The sequence below is a fragment of the Pradoshia sp. Z6_59 genome (genome assembly GCF_058267515.1).
The window spans coordinates 34,822-48,799 of the sequence record NZ_JBZCPP010000003.1 but is presented as its reverse complement, the minus strand read 5'-3'; the positions used below and the strand labels follow the sequence as shown (position 1 = coordinate 48,799).

The window sequence follows — 13,978 nt, the reverse complement described above, 5'->3', positions numbered from 1 at the left end:
ACTTTTTAGACCTCAAGGTAGATATACAATCTAACTTGAGGATTAAATTAAAAATGGAGCGTCTTTTTTGTTGATTTATTTATACACTTTCACACGATCTTCAATTGGATTGAATTGTTTTTCACCAGCAGGAGCAACTGGTTTACCAAATGGCATTTGAGCAGACAATCTCCAGCTTGCAGGTATATTCCAGGTTGCCTTCACTTCATCATCAATCAATGGATTGTAATGCTGAAGTGTAGCCCCTAATCCTTCCGCTTCAAGAGCTGTCCAAACAACGAGCTGCAGCATTCCGGAGGCTTCATTAGACCAAACAGGGAATTTATCTGCATATAGATCAAATTGTGACTGCAGACCCTCTATGACCGATTGGTCTTCAAAGAAGAGAATAGTGCCATATCCAGCATTAAACATATCCATTTTTTCCTGAGTGCCAGCAAAATTTTCGGCAGGTACGACTTTTCGTAATGTTTCAGTTGTAATACTCCAAAACTTATTACTTTGTTCTCCGAATAAGACGACTACTTTTGCGCTTTGTGAGTTAAAGGCAGATGGTGTATGCTTGACTGCAAATTTAACAATCTCCTCTACTCTTTCTTCAGAAATTACCTTTTCATTACTAATCGCATAAAGTGAACGTCTTTTTTCAATTGCTGATAAAAATGCATTTGCATTTGTCATGATTTATTCCTCCCCAATGTTTTTTTCATATCAATTTATTTAGACAGATAACCGAATAGATAAACCAAACGGATCTGTTGTTACCCAATTTCCACTCTCTTCTTGAACTTCAACACCCATTTCTTTCAATCGCAAAATCACTTCTTCTCTTTGTTCATGATTAGGATAATGAATAGTGAATGTTTGGAGTCCCACGCTTTCTTTTGAAGCAGCCGTTATATTCCTGCCATTCCATACATTTAAACCAATATGATGGTGGTAGCCACCTGTGGACATAAACAATGCCTGCCCCCCATAACGTGTAACTACATCAAATCCTAAACCCTTGCAATAAAATTCCTCCGCCAGTTCAAGATTGCCAATATGCAAATGAATATGCCCCATTGCCGTATCAGGCGGAAGGCCTTTCCACATCTTGTCTTCCCCTGCTGCCAATACTTCTTCTGCCTTCAAAGGCTCCGTAACCATATGAACCTCTTTGTCTTTCCATATCCATGAGGAAGCTGGGCGATCTACGTAAATTTCAATTCCATTCCCATCAACATCCTGTAAATATAATGCTTCACTCACATGATGATCTGAGGCACCCAATGGGTAATTGATTTTTGCGATATGATGCAAAAAGCTTCCTAAATCCGCACGTGAGGGCAACAATAAAGCAAAATGGTACAGCCCGGCTTTATGAGCCTCTTTTGGTATAACATTTTCAGGTTGAATTAAAGTTAATAATGGTGTTTCCCCATCAGTAGTTAAAACTGTGCGATTACCCTCTCTCTCGAGCACTTTAAAACCAATGATATTTTCGTAAAAGGCGAGCGATCTTTCCATATTGAGTACCTTCAATTCAAGACTTTCCACAAACGTATTTGATTTCTGATGAAAGTTCATTTTACTCTCTCTCCCAATTGGCAATTTATTTTTTAACTCCATTAGTATATAACTTACTTTATGTAAGTAATTATACTTTAGTAATAAATTTATATCAAGTAAATTATTTCCTATAAATAATTATATGATTTATCAATAATGCGATATAATATAGACCATAGGGGTGATGTAATATGAATCAATCTCACATTTGTCCTAAATTTGAGAAAGCTATGGATATCCTCAGCCGCCGTTGGTCAGGATTAATTATTTATCAACTGCAATCTGGTCCTCAGCGTTTCTGTACGCTGGAATCCTCAATTGGTATCAGTGGACGAGTACTATCTGAACGCCTAAAGGACTTAGAAAAACAAGGGATTGTCAAACGAGAAGTTTACCCGGAAACGCCGGTCCGAATTGAATATTCCTTAACAGAAGCAGGAGAAGCCATGAAGCCGATGATGCAATCCATTGCAAATTGGGCTGATGAATGGATGAAAAAAGATTCTCCAGAAACTGATCAAAAATAAATGCCGATTGCGCTCGCCGCAATCGGCTTTTTCTTTTTTCATGATTGTCATTCTTATCAGCCTGCAATAAAAAAGAGAATAAGAGGTTTCCCCTATTCTCCCATCCCATCATTACTTTTTAATCTTTACTTGCTTTGCTTTACTCGTATTTTTTGCTTTGTCTTTTGCCGTAACTGATATGGTTATATTTTTCTTCTGAGCTTTTATATTTACTTTAAAGGCTCCTTTGCTGTTTGCCTTTGCACTACCAAGCGTTTTACTTTTCACTTTTACCGTAACCGTCGCATTTGCTTCAGTTTTACCGGTAACAGCTTTGGTCTTGGTGGTAATGGCGTTTACTGTTGGTGCAGAAGGCGCAGTCTTATCCAACACTGTAATCGTTCGTGCCGAGCTCACATTCTTGGCTGCATCACTAGCTGTAATGATTAATTTGGTGCCTGCCTTTTGTTTCGCTATTTTAATCGTGTACTGTCCCTTTGTATTTGCCTTTATGAACCAGGACTTCTTGCCTGCCTTTACGGTAACCGTACTTCCTTTTTCTGCTTTACCGCTTACCGATGTAGATTTATCTGAAACTGAATTGACACTTGGCTTAGAAGGAGGAATTGCATCTTTTACCGTAATATCCTTTATTTCATGAATGATTCCCTTCGAATCCTTTGCGATTACTTTCAGCCTTGTACCCGCTGTTTGAGCCTTAATCTTAATTTTATAGGAACCCGCCTTCGTCGATTTAAAGGTACCAAGTTCTTTTGCTCCTGCTTTTACAGAAAGAATATATCCTTTTTCGACATTCCCAGTAACTGCTGTCGATTTATTCGTCACCGTGCCCGTTGTCAGGACATACTTGGAAAGATAAGCGGATGCGATATATCCTTTTGTTCCATTTGAGGTTTTAACCGGATACCAGACGAACTGATTTTTGCTTGCTGGAGATTGATCATACACCATGCTCCCGTTAATTGTTAAAACCGTGCCTTTGGCAAGAGTTTTGATAACTTTAGAATCTTTGTTAGTGCTTGGTTTACCTCTTAATTTGACATTACTGCCAGTTACAATCACTTTATTCTTCGATTTATAAGCAGAGTGAGAGGTAATGATTGGATTCGTTAATGTATAACTCAATTTGTTGAATTTAATATTTTTTTTACTGTTAGTTTCATAGGTAAAGTCTTTAACTGCAAATGGATAATCTGCTAATGTTCTTCCCCAGATTATATTGTCTTTTATTTTTTTAAATACCTCTTCCTGATATGCGGCTGTATTCCTTTTCCCTGTCTTTTGATAGAGGGGACTATTTTCAGGTTTCGTACCATTATAGGCCATTACAGGAAAATACCAGTTCTCAATCACATTACGGTCGGCTCCTTTAATTTTCGGGAGGTCTTTACGGTTGTAATTAGCAGTGAGGATTTTAACACCTTCATCGATATTGTATTTAATATCAGTTTTTAACTTATTTTGTTCTGGGTGCTTTGGATTGGTGATCTGCATGATACCAATTCCGCCATCTTCGGTTATAAGAGGCTGCCCCTTATCCGTGAATTGCTTCCATCCACTTTCCTGATTAGCAACTGCTTTAACAACCTCTGGAGGAATATTATGTTTTATCGCAGCTTCAGTCAACAACCTATTAATCTCTTGGGATGATGGATTGGTAGCTGCATTTGCCGAGGTGCTGGTTATAAAAAACCCTAATACAATCGTCAATAACAGACTGATTTTAAGCATATATGCTTTCATTTTTTATTAAACCTATCCTTTCATTAGAAACTATGTAACCAGTATCTTATAAGTCTACCTTTTTATTCAATAATTTGGTATTTTTATACACTCAAATAATAAGTGAATTATTTTAACTTTTCTGATAAACTAAATCAAACGATTTTGCTTCTAAATGGTAAGTAGAAAGTGCAGGACAAACTAGACAAGAGATAAAGGGGGAACACAGATGGATTATGCATTATTAACATCAGTCGTTATTTATATGATTTTAATGCTCGGAATCGGATATTTTGCCTATAAAAGAACATCCAATTTATCTGATTATATGCTTGGCGGCAGAACACTCGGACCTGCCGTAACAGCTTTGAGTGCAGGAGCGGCTGATATGAGTGGCTGGCTGTTAATGGGATTACCCGGAGCTATGTATCTATCTGGTCTTAGCGCAGCATGGATTGCCATCGGTTTAACTATAGGAGCCTGGGCAAACTGGATTTATGTAGCTCCCAGACTGCGTACGTATACTCAAATAGCCAATGATTCGATTACAATACCTGGCTATTTAGAGAACCGCTTTGGCGATACATCAAAAATACTTCGCCTGATTTCTGGACTTGTTATTCTAGTATTCTTTACTTTTTATGTTTCATCAGGCATGGTTTCTGGCGGTGTACTTTTCCAAAGTACATTCGGACTTGATTATCATACTGGATTAATAGTTGTTACACTGGTAGTAGTCGCATACACCTTGTTCGGAGGATTTCTTGCCGTCAGCTGGACTGACTTTGTACAAGGAATCATCATGTTCGTGGCACTGATCCTTGTTCCAATCGTCACTCTCATTGAAGTGGGAGGATTAGGAGAGTCCATTGATACAGCACGATCCATTAATCCGGCCTTATTAGATATTTTCAGAGGAACAACGATACTAGGCATCCTTTCTTCCATTGCCTGGGGACTTGGTTACTTCGGCCAGCCTCATATCATTGTCCGCTTTATGGCTATTTCATCTGTTAAAGAAATTAAAAAGGCCCGCCGAATCGGGATGGGATGGATGATTTTCTCCATTATTGGTGCGATGCTGACTGGTTTTATCGGGATTACGTATTTTTCACAAACAGGCACTCCATTGGATAACCATGAAACAGTATTTATCGTTTTAGGCGAAGTATTATTCCATCCGATTATTACCGGATTTTTAATCTCAGCTATTTTAGCTGCCATCATGAGTACCATTTCTTCGCAGCTTCTCGTTACATCAAGCTCGCTAACAGAAGATATTTACAAAACATTCTTCAGACGATCAGCATCTGATAAAGAACTTGTTTTCTTAGGAAGATTGTCTGTTTTAATTGTCTCGATTGTCGCGTTATTTTTATCATGGGAAAAGAACTCCACGATCCTTGAACTGGTTGGTTATGCTTGGGCAGGCTTCGGATCATCATTCGGTCCGCTCATATTGTTAAGTCTCTTCTGGAAGCGTATGAATAAATGGGGAGCTTTGGCTGGTATCGTTGTGGGAGCCCTCACTGTTATTATATGGTCTAGCTTAGGTCTCTCTGATACACTCTATGAAATGATTCCTGGTTTTGGAGCAAGCACACTTGCTATCATCATTGTCAGCTTACTGACCGCTCCACCAAAGCAAGAAGTGAGTATCCAATACAAGCAATTTAATGAATTAATGAAACAATAGATAAAAAAGCATTGAGGAGAGCCTCAATGTTTTTTTATTGCCAACTAGCTCCATAATGACTGAAATCATCAACTTAAATCAACTACCACTTCTTATATCGTCATATTATCGCCATCTTTTTTTCTATGAAAGTGCTATAAATAATTTAACAATATGACTGTAATTAGAAGAAAGCTAAGCTCTGTAACCTCTATCAAATCCCTATATGCCGGGATGTATGACGATTACAGAGATGAAAACAGCATTGGAAGCTGGTGTTGATATTGTTAAACTATTCCCTGGCAATGCGTTTGGCCCAGGGTTTATAAAAGCCGTCAAAGCCCCTCTCCCTCAGATCAATATAATGCCGACCGGCGGGGTGAGTTTAGATAATATCGAAGAATGGATTTCAAATGGCTGTGTTGCTGTTGGAGTCGGCGGCAATCTGCTAGCACCGGCCAAAACGGGTGATTTCGATAAGATTACTGAAATCGCAAAGCTGTATATTGAAAAGGCTGAATCAGCAAGAAAAAATAGGAATTCATTCTATTAACTAAGTTGAACAGTCATCCTTTATAATAAAAGAATAGTTAGAAAAAACCAAATTAGACAGAGGAGGATTCAGATATGCCAACAAATCTCAAAGATACAGTCACCTTACATAATGGCGTAGAAATGCCATGGTTTGGATTGGGCGTTTTTAAAGTTCAAGAAGGTGAAGAGGTTATCCAATCTGTTAAAGCAGCCATCCGAAATGGATATATCAGCATTGATACAGCTGCCATTTATGGTAATGAAGAAGGCGTGGGCCAAGCAATCAAAGAATCAGGTGTGCCACGTGAGGATTTATTTATTACAACAAAGCTATGGAATAGCGAACAAGGATATGAATCTACCTTAAAAGCCTTCGATGAAAGCATGGAAAAGCTGGGCTTGGATTACTTAGACCTTTATCTAATCCATTGGCCTGGTAAGGATAAATATAAAGAAACGTGGAAAGCCTTTGAAAAACTCTACAAGGATGGACGCGTTCGTGCGATTGGCGTAAGTAACTTCCTGGTTCATCACCTTGAGGATTTAATCGCTACAGCTGAAATTAAGCCAATGGTGAATCAAGTGGAATTCCATCCTCATTTAACATTGGAAGACTTGCGTGCTTACTGTAAAAAAGAAGGAATCCAATTAGAAGCATGGTCTCCATTAAAACGAGGAGAGCTTTTGGACAATCCAGTTCTTAAAGAAATTGCTGAAAAGCATAATAAATCAGTTGCTCAAGTTATTTTACGATGGGATCTTCAACATGGCGTTGTAACGATTCCAAAATCGATCAAAGAACACCGTATCATTGAAAACTCTCAAGTGTTTGATTTTGAACTATCTCCTGAGGAAATGGACAGAATCGATCAGCTTAACGAGAATAGCCGTTCCGGATCTCATCCTGACACGATGAAAGCAGGATTTGAAGATTAATAATAATCAGGAGGCAGCTTATATATAGGCTGCCTCCTTTCTATTGTTACTCCGCGTATGCTCTCTCTTCTATTAATCTTGCATGAACCACCCTTCTTCCATCCTTTAAACCTTGACTGCACGTGGAGAGCGTTAAAATCTTATCCTTATCAGATAACGGTTCTCCCTTATAACTAAAATCTGACCTTGATCGTAGTTGGTTTATAAAAGAAAGATACTGTTCACTTGTTCCAAATTCTGTTTGGATATAATTAAAACGTGGATCTGTGTTATAAGTCGAGAAAACCTCCCACTTATAATAGCCAGTTTTCCCATAAGAGTTTATGTATCTATGCTCGTAAAGATAGTTTTCATCCTTGTATTTATTCAAATCATGAAACATCGTACCGTTCTTCATATTATGTCCATAAAGAATGATATGATTGTCTGCAAAACCTTCCTGATTGCGATAATCCATAAAAATACTTCCCTGAATGGATGAAGTATTGTTATAATCATTCGTTAAATAGTAACTGTTATCATCACCCTGTACAACCGGGTAGTCAATTGCTGTTCCATCAATGGTGATCCATCCAACAGTTTCATCATTCTTCTCTTCCAACTTAGAAAAATCAAACCTACCCGCATCAGGTATTGATATAGCCTCTTGTTTATCTAGATCCAATTGCTTCTCCAGCCTATACATTTGATATTCTTCCATCGCATATTGAAATAGATACACTCCAGACCAGCAAAAAATAATCAGAAGTCCTAAACCAAGTAACTTTGAAAAGATTGTACGACTGCGCTTCATGTTCTCAACACACCCACCAAAATTTTTTTAGTATAATTTAATTTTAATGAGTGATTTTTCAGAATACAAATTAATTGAGATAAAAACAAAAACCTCCTATTACGGATTACGTAACAGGAGGTTTTGTATGACATATCGTATTTTCTTCAATTCTCAAGCGTCCTTGGAATTTATGAAGAAAGGTCTGCCTATGTCAAATTATTTTTTCAAGTTGTAGAAAGATTGAAGACCTTTGTATTCAGCTAAATCGCCAAGCTCATCTTCGATACGAAGAAGTTGGTTGTATTTCGCGATACGGTCTGTACGGCTCATAGAACCAGTTTTGATTTGGCCAGCGTTTGTTGCTACTGCGATGTCAGCGATTGTAGAATCTTCTGTTTCACCGGAACGGTGGGATACAACTGCAGTGTAACCAGCGCGTTTAGCCATTTCGATTGCATCGAAAGTTTCAGTTAAAGTACCGATTTGGTTAACTTTAATTAGGATAGAGTTAGCGATACCTTTTTCGATACCTTCAGCAAGCTTTTTAGTGTTTGTAACGAACAAGTCATCACCAACAAGTTGTACACGATCGCCAATGCGCTCAGTTAACAATTTGTGGCCTTCCCAGTCGTTTTCATCTAAACCATCTTCAATAGAGATGATTGGGAATTCGTTGATTAATTCTTCATAGAAGTTAACCATTTCTTCAGAAGAAAGACCATTGCGGCCTTCGCCTGCTAGATCGTATTTCTTAGTTTCTTTGTTGAAGAACTCAGAAGAAGCTACGTCCATTGCAAGGTAGATATCTTTACCAGCTTCGTAGCCAGCTTTAGTGATTGCTTCAATGATTACTTCAAGAGCTTCACGGTTAGAACCAAGGTTTGGAGCGAATCCACCTTCGTCACCTACTGCAGTGTTTAAGCCTTTGTCATGAAGAACTTTTTTCAAGCTGTGGAATACTTCAGCACCCATACGGATTGCTTCTTTAAAAGTTGGAGCTCCAACAGGCATGATCATGAATTCTTGGAAGTCAACGTTGTTATCAGCGTGAGAACCACCGTTGATGATGTTCATCATTGGAGTTGGAAGCTGTTTCGTGTTGAATCCGCCAAGGTAACGGTATAAAGGAATGTTTAGGTAATCAGCAGCAGCGATTGCAGCAGCCATGGAAACACCAAGAATTGCGTTCGCACCTAATTTACCTTTGTTTTCAGTTCCATCAAGGTCGATCATCGCTTTATCGATTCCAGCTTGATCAAGAACATGCATACCGATGATTTGTTCAGCAATGATATTGTTTACGTTATCTACTGCTTTTTGAACACCTTTTCCAAGGTAACGGTCTTTATCGCCATCACGAAGTTCTACTGCTTCGTATTCACCAGTGGAAGCACCACTTGGTACCATAGCACGGCCGAATGCGCCAGATTCTGTTTCAATTTCTACTTCAACTGTTGGGTTACCACGGGAGTCTAATACTTCACGTGCATAAACGTCAATAATAATTGGCATTAAATTTCTCTCCTTTTATTTGGAAAATAAAGTACTTTTATAGTTTGTACAACTTACTTTTTAATTAAAGATTTTCCTGTCATTTCTTTCGGTTGCTCTACATGCAATAATTCAAGCATTGTTGGAGCTAAATCACCCAAAATTCCACCGTCACGAAGTTCTACCTCTTTATCAGTGACGATCACTGGAACAGGGTTTGTTGTATGTGCCGTCATCGGATCTCCATCTGGAGTGATTACCTCATCAGCATTACCATGGTCAGCTGTGATAATGGCTTTACCACCCATAGATAGGATTTTATCGACGATTTTTCCAAGGCATTCATCCACAGTTTCAATTGCTTTGATTGTTGGTTCAAGCATTCCGGAGTGCCCAACCATATCAGGGTTAGCAAAGTTTAGGATGATTGCATGATGATTATCTTCATCCAATTCCTTCATAAGGGCTTCAGTCACTTCATAAGCGCTCATTTCAGGTTTAAGGTCATACGTGGCAACCTTTGGAGAATTAATCAAAATACGTTTCTCACCTGGGAATTCAGCTTCACGTCCACCACTCATAAAGAAGGTAACGTGTGGATATTTTTCAGTTTCGGCAATGCGAAGCTGTTTTAAGTTGTTTTGTGATAAGACTTCACCGATTGTGTTATCCAGATTTGTTGGTTTAAATGCAACATATCCTTTAACAGTTTCACTAAAGTGAGTCAAGCAAACGAAATACAAATTCTGCGGGAATCCAGGACCTCTGTCAAAGCCTCGGAAATCATCATTTGTAAATACGTTTGAAATTTGGATAGCACGGTCAGGGCGGAAATTATAGAAAATAACAGAATCATTATCTTCAATTTTCGCCACGGGCTGTCCATCAGCTTTCGTGATAACAGATGGTAGAACGAATTCATCAAAAATCCCATTACGGTAGGAATCCTCTACTACTTCCATTGCGGAAGAATAAACAGGTCCTTCACCATACGTCATGGAACGATACGTTTTTTCTACACGATCCCAGCGTTTATCACGGTCCATGGAGTAATAACGTCCAGAAATAGTGGCGAACTGGCCGACACCAATTTCTTTAAACATATTTTCAGTTTGTTGAATGTATTTTTCAGCAGTTTGAGGACCAACATCACGTCCGTCTAAAATGCCGTGTACATAAACATTCGTAAAGTTTTCCTTAGCGCACAAGCGAAGTAAAGCAAATAAATGCTGAATATGGCTGTGTACTCCACCATCAGATAATAAACCCATTAAGTGAAGAGCCTTATTATTTTCTTTCGCATGTTGAATCGCGCCTAAGAAAGTTTCATTCTTTTCGAATTCACCCTCACGAATCGCAAGGTTTACACGAGTTAAGCTTTGATAAACAATCCGGCCAGCACCGATATTTAAATGGCCAACTTCTGAGTTACCCATTTGTCCTTCCGGCAAACCAACTGCTAAGCCACTCGCTGTCAGGTGATTATGTGGATACTCTGCCCAATAACGGTCAAAGTTAGGCTTTTTAGCCTGTGCCACAGCATTACCCTGTGTTACATCTCGAGATCCAAACCCATCGAGAATGATTAACGCTACTGGTTTCTTACTCATTTAGAAACAGCCTCCAATAATCCTAAGAAAGAAGTTGGTTCAAGGCTTGCTCCGCCAACTAAAGCACCATCGATATTATCTTCTGAAAGATATTCTTTGATGTTTTCAGGTTTAACAGAACCGCCATATTGAATCCTAATTGCTTCTGCCACATCAGTTGAAAAGCTATCAGCGATTGTTTGACGGATATGACCGCAAACTTCATCAGCATCAGCTGCTGTGGAAGACTTTCCTGTACCAATTGCCCAGATTGGTTCATAAGCAACAACTGTTTTCTTAGCTTGTTCTTCAGTTAGGCCCTGAAATGCCTTTTTAATTTGATCAGCTACAAGAGCTTTCGTTTCACCAGCTTCACGCTGCTCCAAAGTTTCCCCACAACACACAATAGGGATTAAATTGTGCTTAAAAGCAGCTAATGTTTTCTGGTTAACTGATTCATCTGTTTCATTGAACATTTCACGACGTTCGGAATGTCCAATGATAACATAGTCTACCCCTAAATCAGAAAGTGCTTCCGGGCTTACTTCACCCGTATATGCGCCACTTTCTTTAAAGTGCATATTTTGTCCACCAACTTTAAGATCCGTTCCTTTTGTTGCTTTTACAAGCGATTCAAGAAATAGCGGAGAAGAACACACAACCGCATCCACTTTTTCTGGAGAAGGAATGGAACCTTTAACTTCATCTACAAATTGTAAAGCTTCGCCAACCGTTTTATTCATCTTCCAGTTTCCTGCGATAATTGGTTTACGCACTTTTCTCATCCTCTCGTATGTGTCCGTATAATGTATTTATTTGTCGTTTAACGCTACCACACCAGGAAGCTCTTTACCTTCCATGAATTCTAAGGAAGCACCGCCTCCAGTAGAGATGTGGCTCATTTTATCCGCAAGGTCGAACTTTTCTACTGCCGCAGCTGAGTCCCCACCACCAATTACGGAGTATGTATTTTCCGCATTTGCAAGTGCTTCTGCTACTGCTTTTGTACCGCCAGCGAATTTATCAAATTCGAATACACCCATTGGTCCATTCCAGATCACGAGTTTGGAATTTTTAATAGTGTCTTCATATAATTTTGCAGTCTTTGGTCCGATATCAAGCGCTTGCCAATCAGCTGGAATCGCATCAATATCTACCACTTTAGACTCTGTATCAGGTGAAAATTCTTTTGCAATAACCGCATCCACCGGCATTAAGAAGTTAACACCTTTTTCTTTTGCTTTATCCATAAAGGATTTAGCCAATTCAATCTTATCTTCTTCTAAAAGAGATTGACCAATTTCATATCCTTGAGCCTTGATGAACGTATATGCTAGTCCACCGCCAATGATTAGGTTGTCCACTTTCTCAAGAAGATTATCAATTACACCAATTTTATCTTTTACTTTTGCTCCACCAATAATTGCTGTGAATGGACGTTCTGGATTAGAAAGAGCTTTTCCAAGCACTTCTAATTCTTTTTCCATAAGCAATCCGGCTACAGCAGGGATATGTTTTGCAATTCCTTCTGTGGAAGCATGCGCACGGTGAGCTGCACCGAATGCATCATTTACATACACATCTGCAAGATTAGCAAATGCTTTTGCCAATTCTGCATCGTTCTTTTCTTCACCAGGATAGAAACGTACGTTTTCTAGAAGAAGTACATCGCCATCTTTCATCTGCCCGATTTCAGCTTGTACAGCTTCTCCGTATGCTTCATCCGTTTTCTTAACATCTTTGCCAAGCAATTCGCCTAAACGCGCTGCAACAGGAGTTAAGCGTAACTCTTCTTTTACTGCACCTTTTGGACGGCCCAAATGGCTTGCAAGAATTACTTTTGCGCCTTTTTCAATTAAAAGTTGAATAGTCGGTAAAGCTGCACGAATTCTTGTGTCATCTGTTACTTTGCCATCTTGCATTGGTACGTTAAAATCAACGCGGCAAAATACTTTTTTTCCTTGTACATCAATGTCTTTAATCGATTTTTTGTTCACTTAAATGAACCTCCTTTAAAATAAGGGACCAGCTAAAGACTTAATCAGGTCTGCCCAAACTCTGATTAATTGCCGTTAAAATAAAACAGGGAGAAAGGGGAATTTTCCCCTCTCCCCCTTAAACAAATTCATTATACCTTTAATAAGGTTTTCTATCTACTACGTAAAGATTAAAGACCTTTTTTAGCAATGTAAGCTGCAAGGTCAACTACACGGTTGGAGTAACCAGTTTCGTTATCGTACCAAGAAAGTACTTTAACCATGTTGCCTTCCATAACCATTGTAGAAAGAGCATCAATAGTAGAAGATTGAGTAGTTCCATTGTAGTCACGAGATACTAATGGAAGTTCGCTGTACTCAAGAACTCCTTTTAATTCACCTTCAGCAGCTGCTTTCAATGCTGCATTGATTTCTTCTGCAGTTGCTTCTTTTTCTAATTCAGCAACAAGGTCAACAACAGAAACGTTTGGAGTTGGTACACGCATAGCCATACCGTTCAATTTACCTTTCAATTCAGGTAATACTAGAGCAACAGCTTTAGCAGCACCAGTAGTTGTAGGGATCATGCTTTCAGCAGCAGCACGAGCACGACGGTAGTCTTTGTGTGGCAAGTCTAAGATTTGTTGGTCATTTGTGTAAGAATGGATTGTAGTCATCATTCCGCGTTTGATACCGAAGTTATCGTTCAATACTTTTGCAAATGGAGCCAAGCAGTTTGTAGTACAAGATGCATTAGAGATTACATCATGGTTAGCTGCGTCATATTTATCTTCGTTAACACCCATAACGATTGTGATATCTTCATCAGATGCAGGTGCAGAAATGATAACTTTTTTAGCGCCAGCTTCAAGGTGTTTTGCAGCATCTGCGCGTTTAGTGAAACGTCCAGTAGATTCTACAACGATATCTACTCCAAGATCTCCCCAACCAAGTTGAGCTGGATCTCTTTCAGCAAGAACTTTTACACGTTGTCCAGCTACTACTAAGTAGTCTCCGTCAACTGTTACTTCTTGATCTAAAGTTCCATGAACGGAATCATATTTTAAAAGATGCGCAAGCATTTTTGCATCAGTTAAATCGTTAACTGCTACAACTTCTACTTCCGGATTATTTAACGCCGCACGGAATACGATACGTCCAATTCTACCAAAACCATTAATACCTAATTTTACTGCCATTAG

12 protein-coding genes and 1 pseudogene are annotated in these 13,978 nt (G+C 39.0%); 4 read left to right on the top strand and 9 right to left on the bottom strand.

Annotated features, from left to right (window positions below; genetic code table 11):
• Positions 1-75: 75 nt before the first annotated feature.
• Positions 76-681 carry a nitroreductase family protein gene (locus AC4D4B_RS04315; RefSeq protein WP_490994868.1) on the bottom strand — a complete coding sequence of 202 codons (606 nt, stop codon included), beginning with the start codon at positions 679-681 and terminating at the stop codon, positions 76-78.
• A gap of 39 nt (positions 682-720) precedes the next feature.
• A complete protein-coding gene (locus AC4D4B_RS04310; protein ID WP_490994869.1) occupies positions 721-1,569 on the bottom strand; it encodes a VOC family protein in 849 nt (282 codons plus the stop codon).
• 173 nt (positions 1,570-1,742) lie between these two features.
• On the opposite strand from AC4D4B_RS04310, the gene AC4D4B_RS04305 reads away from it, so the two are divergent.
• Positions 1,743-2,078 carry a winged helix-turn-helix transcriptional regulator gene (locus AC4D4B_RS04305; protein WP_490994870.1) on the top strand — a complete coding sequence of 112 codons (336 nt, stop codon included), beginning with the start codon at positions 1,743-1,745 and terminating at the stop codon, positions 2,076-2,078.
• 111 nt (positions 2,079-2,189) lie between these two features.
• Here AC4D4B_RS04305 and AC4D4B_RS04300 read toward each other — a convergent pair whose 3' ends face one another.
• Positions 2,190-3,821, bottom strand: coding sequence for an Ig-like domain-containing protein (locus tag AC4D4B_RS04300; protein ID WP_490999241.1), 1,632 nt, complete (start codon positions 3,819-3,821; stop codon positions 2,190-2,192).
• A 208-nt stretch (positions 3,822-4,029) separates the two neighbouring features.
• On the opposite strand from AC4D4B_RS04300, the gene putP reads away from it, so the two are divergent.
• From putP to AC4D4B_RS04285, 3 genes and pseudogenes are all read left to right on the top strand, one after another.
• Positions 4,030-5,496: a sodium/proline symporter PutP gene (gene putP, locus AC4D4B_RS04295; RefSeq protein WP_490999240.1), complete on the top strand. Its 1,467-nt coding sequence runs from the start codon at positions 4,030-4,032 to the stop codon at positions 5,494-5,496.
• Between the two features lie 173 nt (positions 5,497-5,669).
• Positions 5,670-6,028 (top strand): annotated as a pseudogene (locus AC4D4B_RS04290) (beta/alpha barrel domain-containing protein); the annotation flags it as partial.
• Between the two features lie 74 nt (positions 6,029-6,102).
• Complete coding sequence (locus AC4D4B_RS04285; RefSeq protein WP_490999239.1) at positions 6,103-6,945, top strand: aldo/keto reductase; 843 nt, start codon at positions 6,103-6,105, stop codon at positions 6,943-6,945.
• Between the two features lie 46 nt (positions 6,946-6,991).
• Here AC4D4B_RS04285 and srtB read toward each other — a convergent pair whose 3' ends face one another.
• From srtB to gap, 6 genes are all read right to left on the bottom strand, one after another.
• Positions 6,992-7,738 carry a class B sortase gene (srtB, locus tag AC4D4B_RS04280; RefSeq protein WP_490999238.1) on the bottom strand — a complete coding sequence of 249 codons (747 nt, stop codon included), beginning with the start codon at positions 7,736-7,738 and terminating at the stop codon, positions 6,992-6,994.
• 198 nt (positions 7,739-7,936) lie between these two features.
• Entirely contained in the window at positions 7,937-9,232 is a 1,296-nt protein-coding gene (gene eno, locus AC4D4B_RS04275) for a phosphopyruvate hydratase (RefSeq protein WP_066106229.1), read from the bottom strand.
• Positions 9,233-9,285: 53 nt separating this feature from the next.
• Positions 9,286-10,821 (bottom strand): 2,3-bisphosphoglycerate-independent phosphoglycerate mutase, encoded by a 1,536-nt coding sequence (gpmI, locus tag AC4D4B_RS04270; protein ID WP_490999237.1) that lies wholly within the window; start codon positions 10,819-10,821, stop codon positions 9,286-9,288.
• A complete protein-coding gene (tpiA, locus tag AC4D4B_RS04265) occupies positions 10,818-11,576 on the bottom strand; it encodes a triose-phosphate isomerase (protein ID WP_490994876.1) in 759 nt (252 codons plus the stop codon). The genes gpmI and tpiA overlap by 4 nt, the downstream gene beginning before the upstream one ends.
• Before the next feature lie 36 nt (positions 11,577-11,612).
• Positions 11,613-12,797, bottom strand: coding sequence for a phosphoglycerate kinase (locus tag AC4D4B_RS04260; protein WP_490999236.1), 1,185 nt, complete (start codon positions 12,795-12,797; stop codon positions 11,613-11,615).
• A gap of 170 nt (positions 12,798-12,967) precedes the next feature.
• The gene (gene gap, locus AC4D4B_RS04255; RefSeq protein ID WP_490994878.1) at positions 12,968-13,975 is read right to left on the bottom strand and encodes a type I glyceraldehyde-3-phosphate dehydrogenase; all 1,008 of its coding nucleotides are present in this window, start codon (positions 13,973-13,975) and stop codon (positions 12,968-12,970) included.
• Positions 13,976-13,978 lie beyond the last annotated feature (3 nt).

Coding starts and splice junctions, on each gene's coding strand:
- AC4D4B_RS04315 (WP_490994868.1), bottom strand. CDS start 681: ATGACAAATGCAAATGCATTTTTATCAGCAATTGAAAAAAGACGTTCA.
- AC4D4B_RS04310 (WP_490994869.1), bottom strand. CDS start 1,569: ATGAACTTTCATCAGAAATCAAATACGTTTGTGGAAAGTCTTGAATTG.
- AC4D4B_RS04305 (WP_490994870.1), top strand. CDS start 1,743: ATGAATCAATCTCACATTTGTCCTAAATTTGAGAAAGCTATGGATATC.
- AC4D4B_RS04300 (WP_490999241.1), bottom strand. CDS start 3,821: ATGAAAGCATATATGCTTAAAATCAGTCTGTTATTGACGATTGTATTA.
- putP (WP_490999240.1), top strand. CDS start 4,030: ATGGATTATGCATTATTAACATCAGTCGTTATTTATATGATTTTAATG.
- AC4D4B_RS04285 (WP_490999239.1), top strand. CDS start 6,103: ATGCCAACAAATCTCAAAGATACAGTCACCTTACATAATGGCGTAGAA.
- srtB (WP_490999238.1), bottom strand. CDS start 7,738: ATGAAGCGCAGTCGTACAATCTTTTCAAAGTTACTTGGTTTAGGACTT.
- eno (WP_066106229.1), bottom strand. CDS start 9,232: ATGCCAATTATTATTGACGTTTATGCACGTGAAGTATTAGACTCCCGT.
- gpmI (WP_490999237.1), bottom strand. CDS start 10,821: ATGAGTAAGAAACCAGTAGCGTTAATCATTCTCGATGGGTTTGGATCT.
- gap (WP_490994878.1), bottom strand. CDS start 13,975: ATGGCAGTAAAATTAGGTATTAATGGTTTTGGTAGAATTGGACGTATC.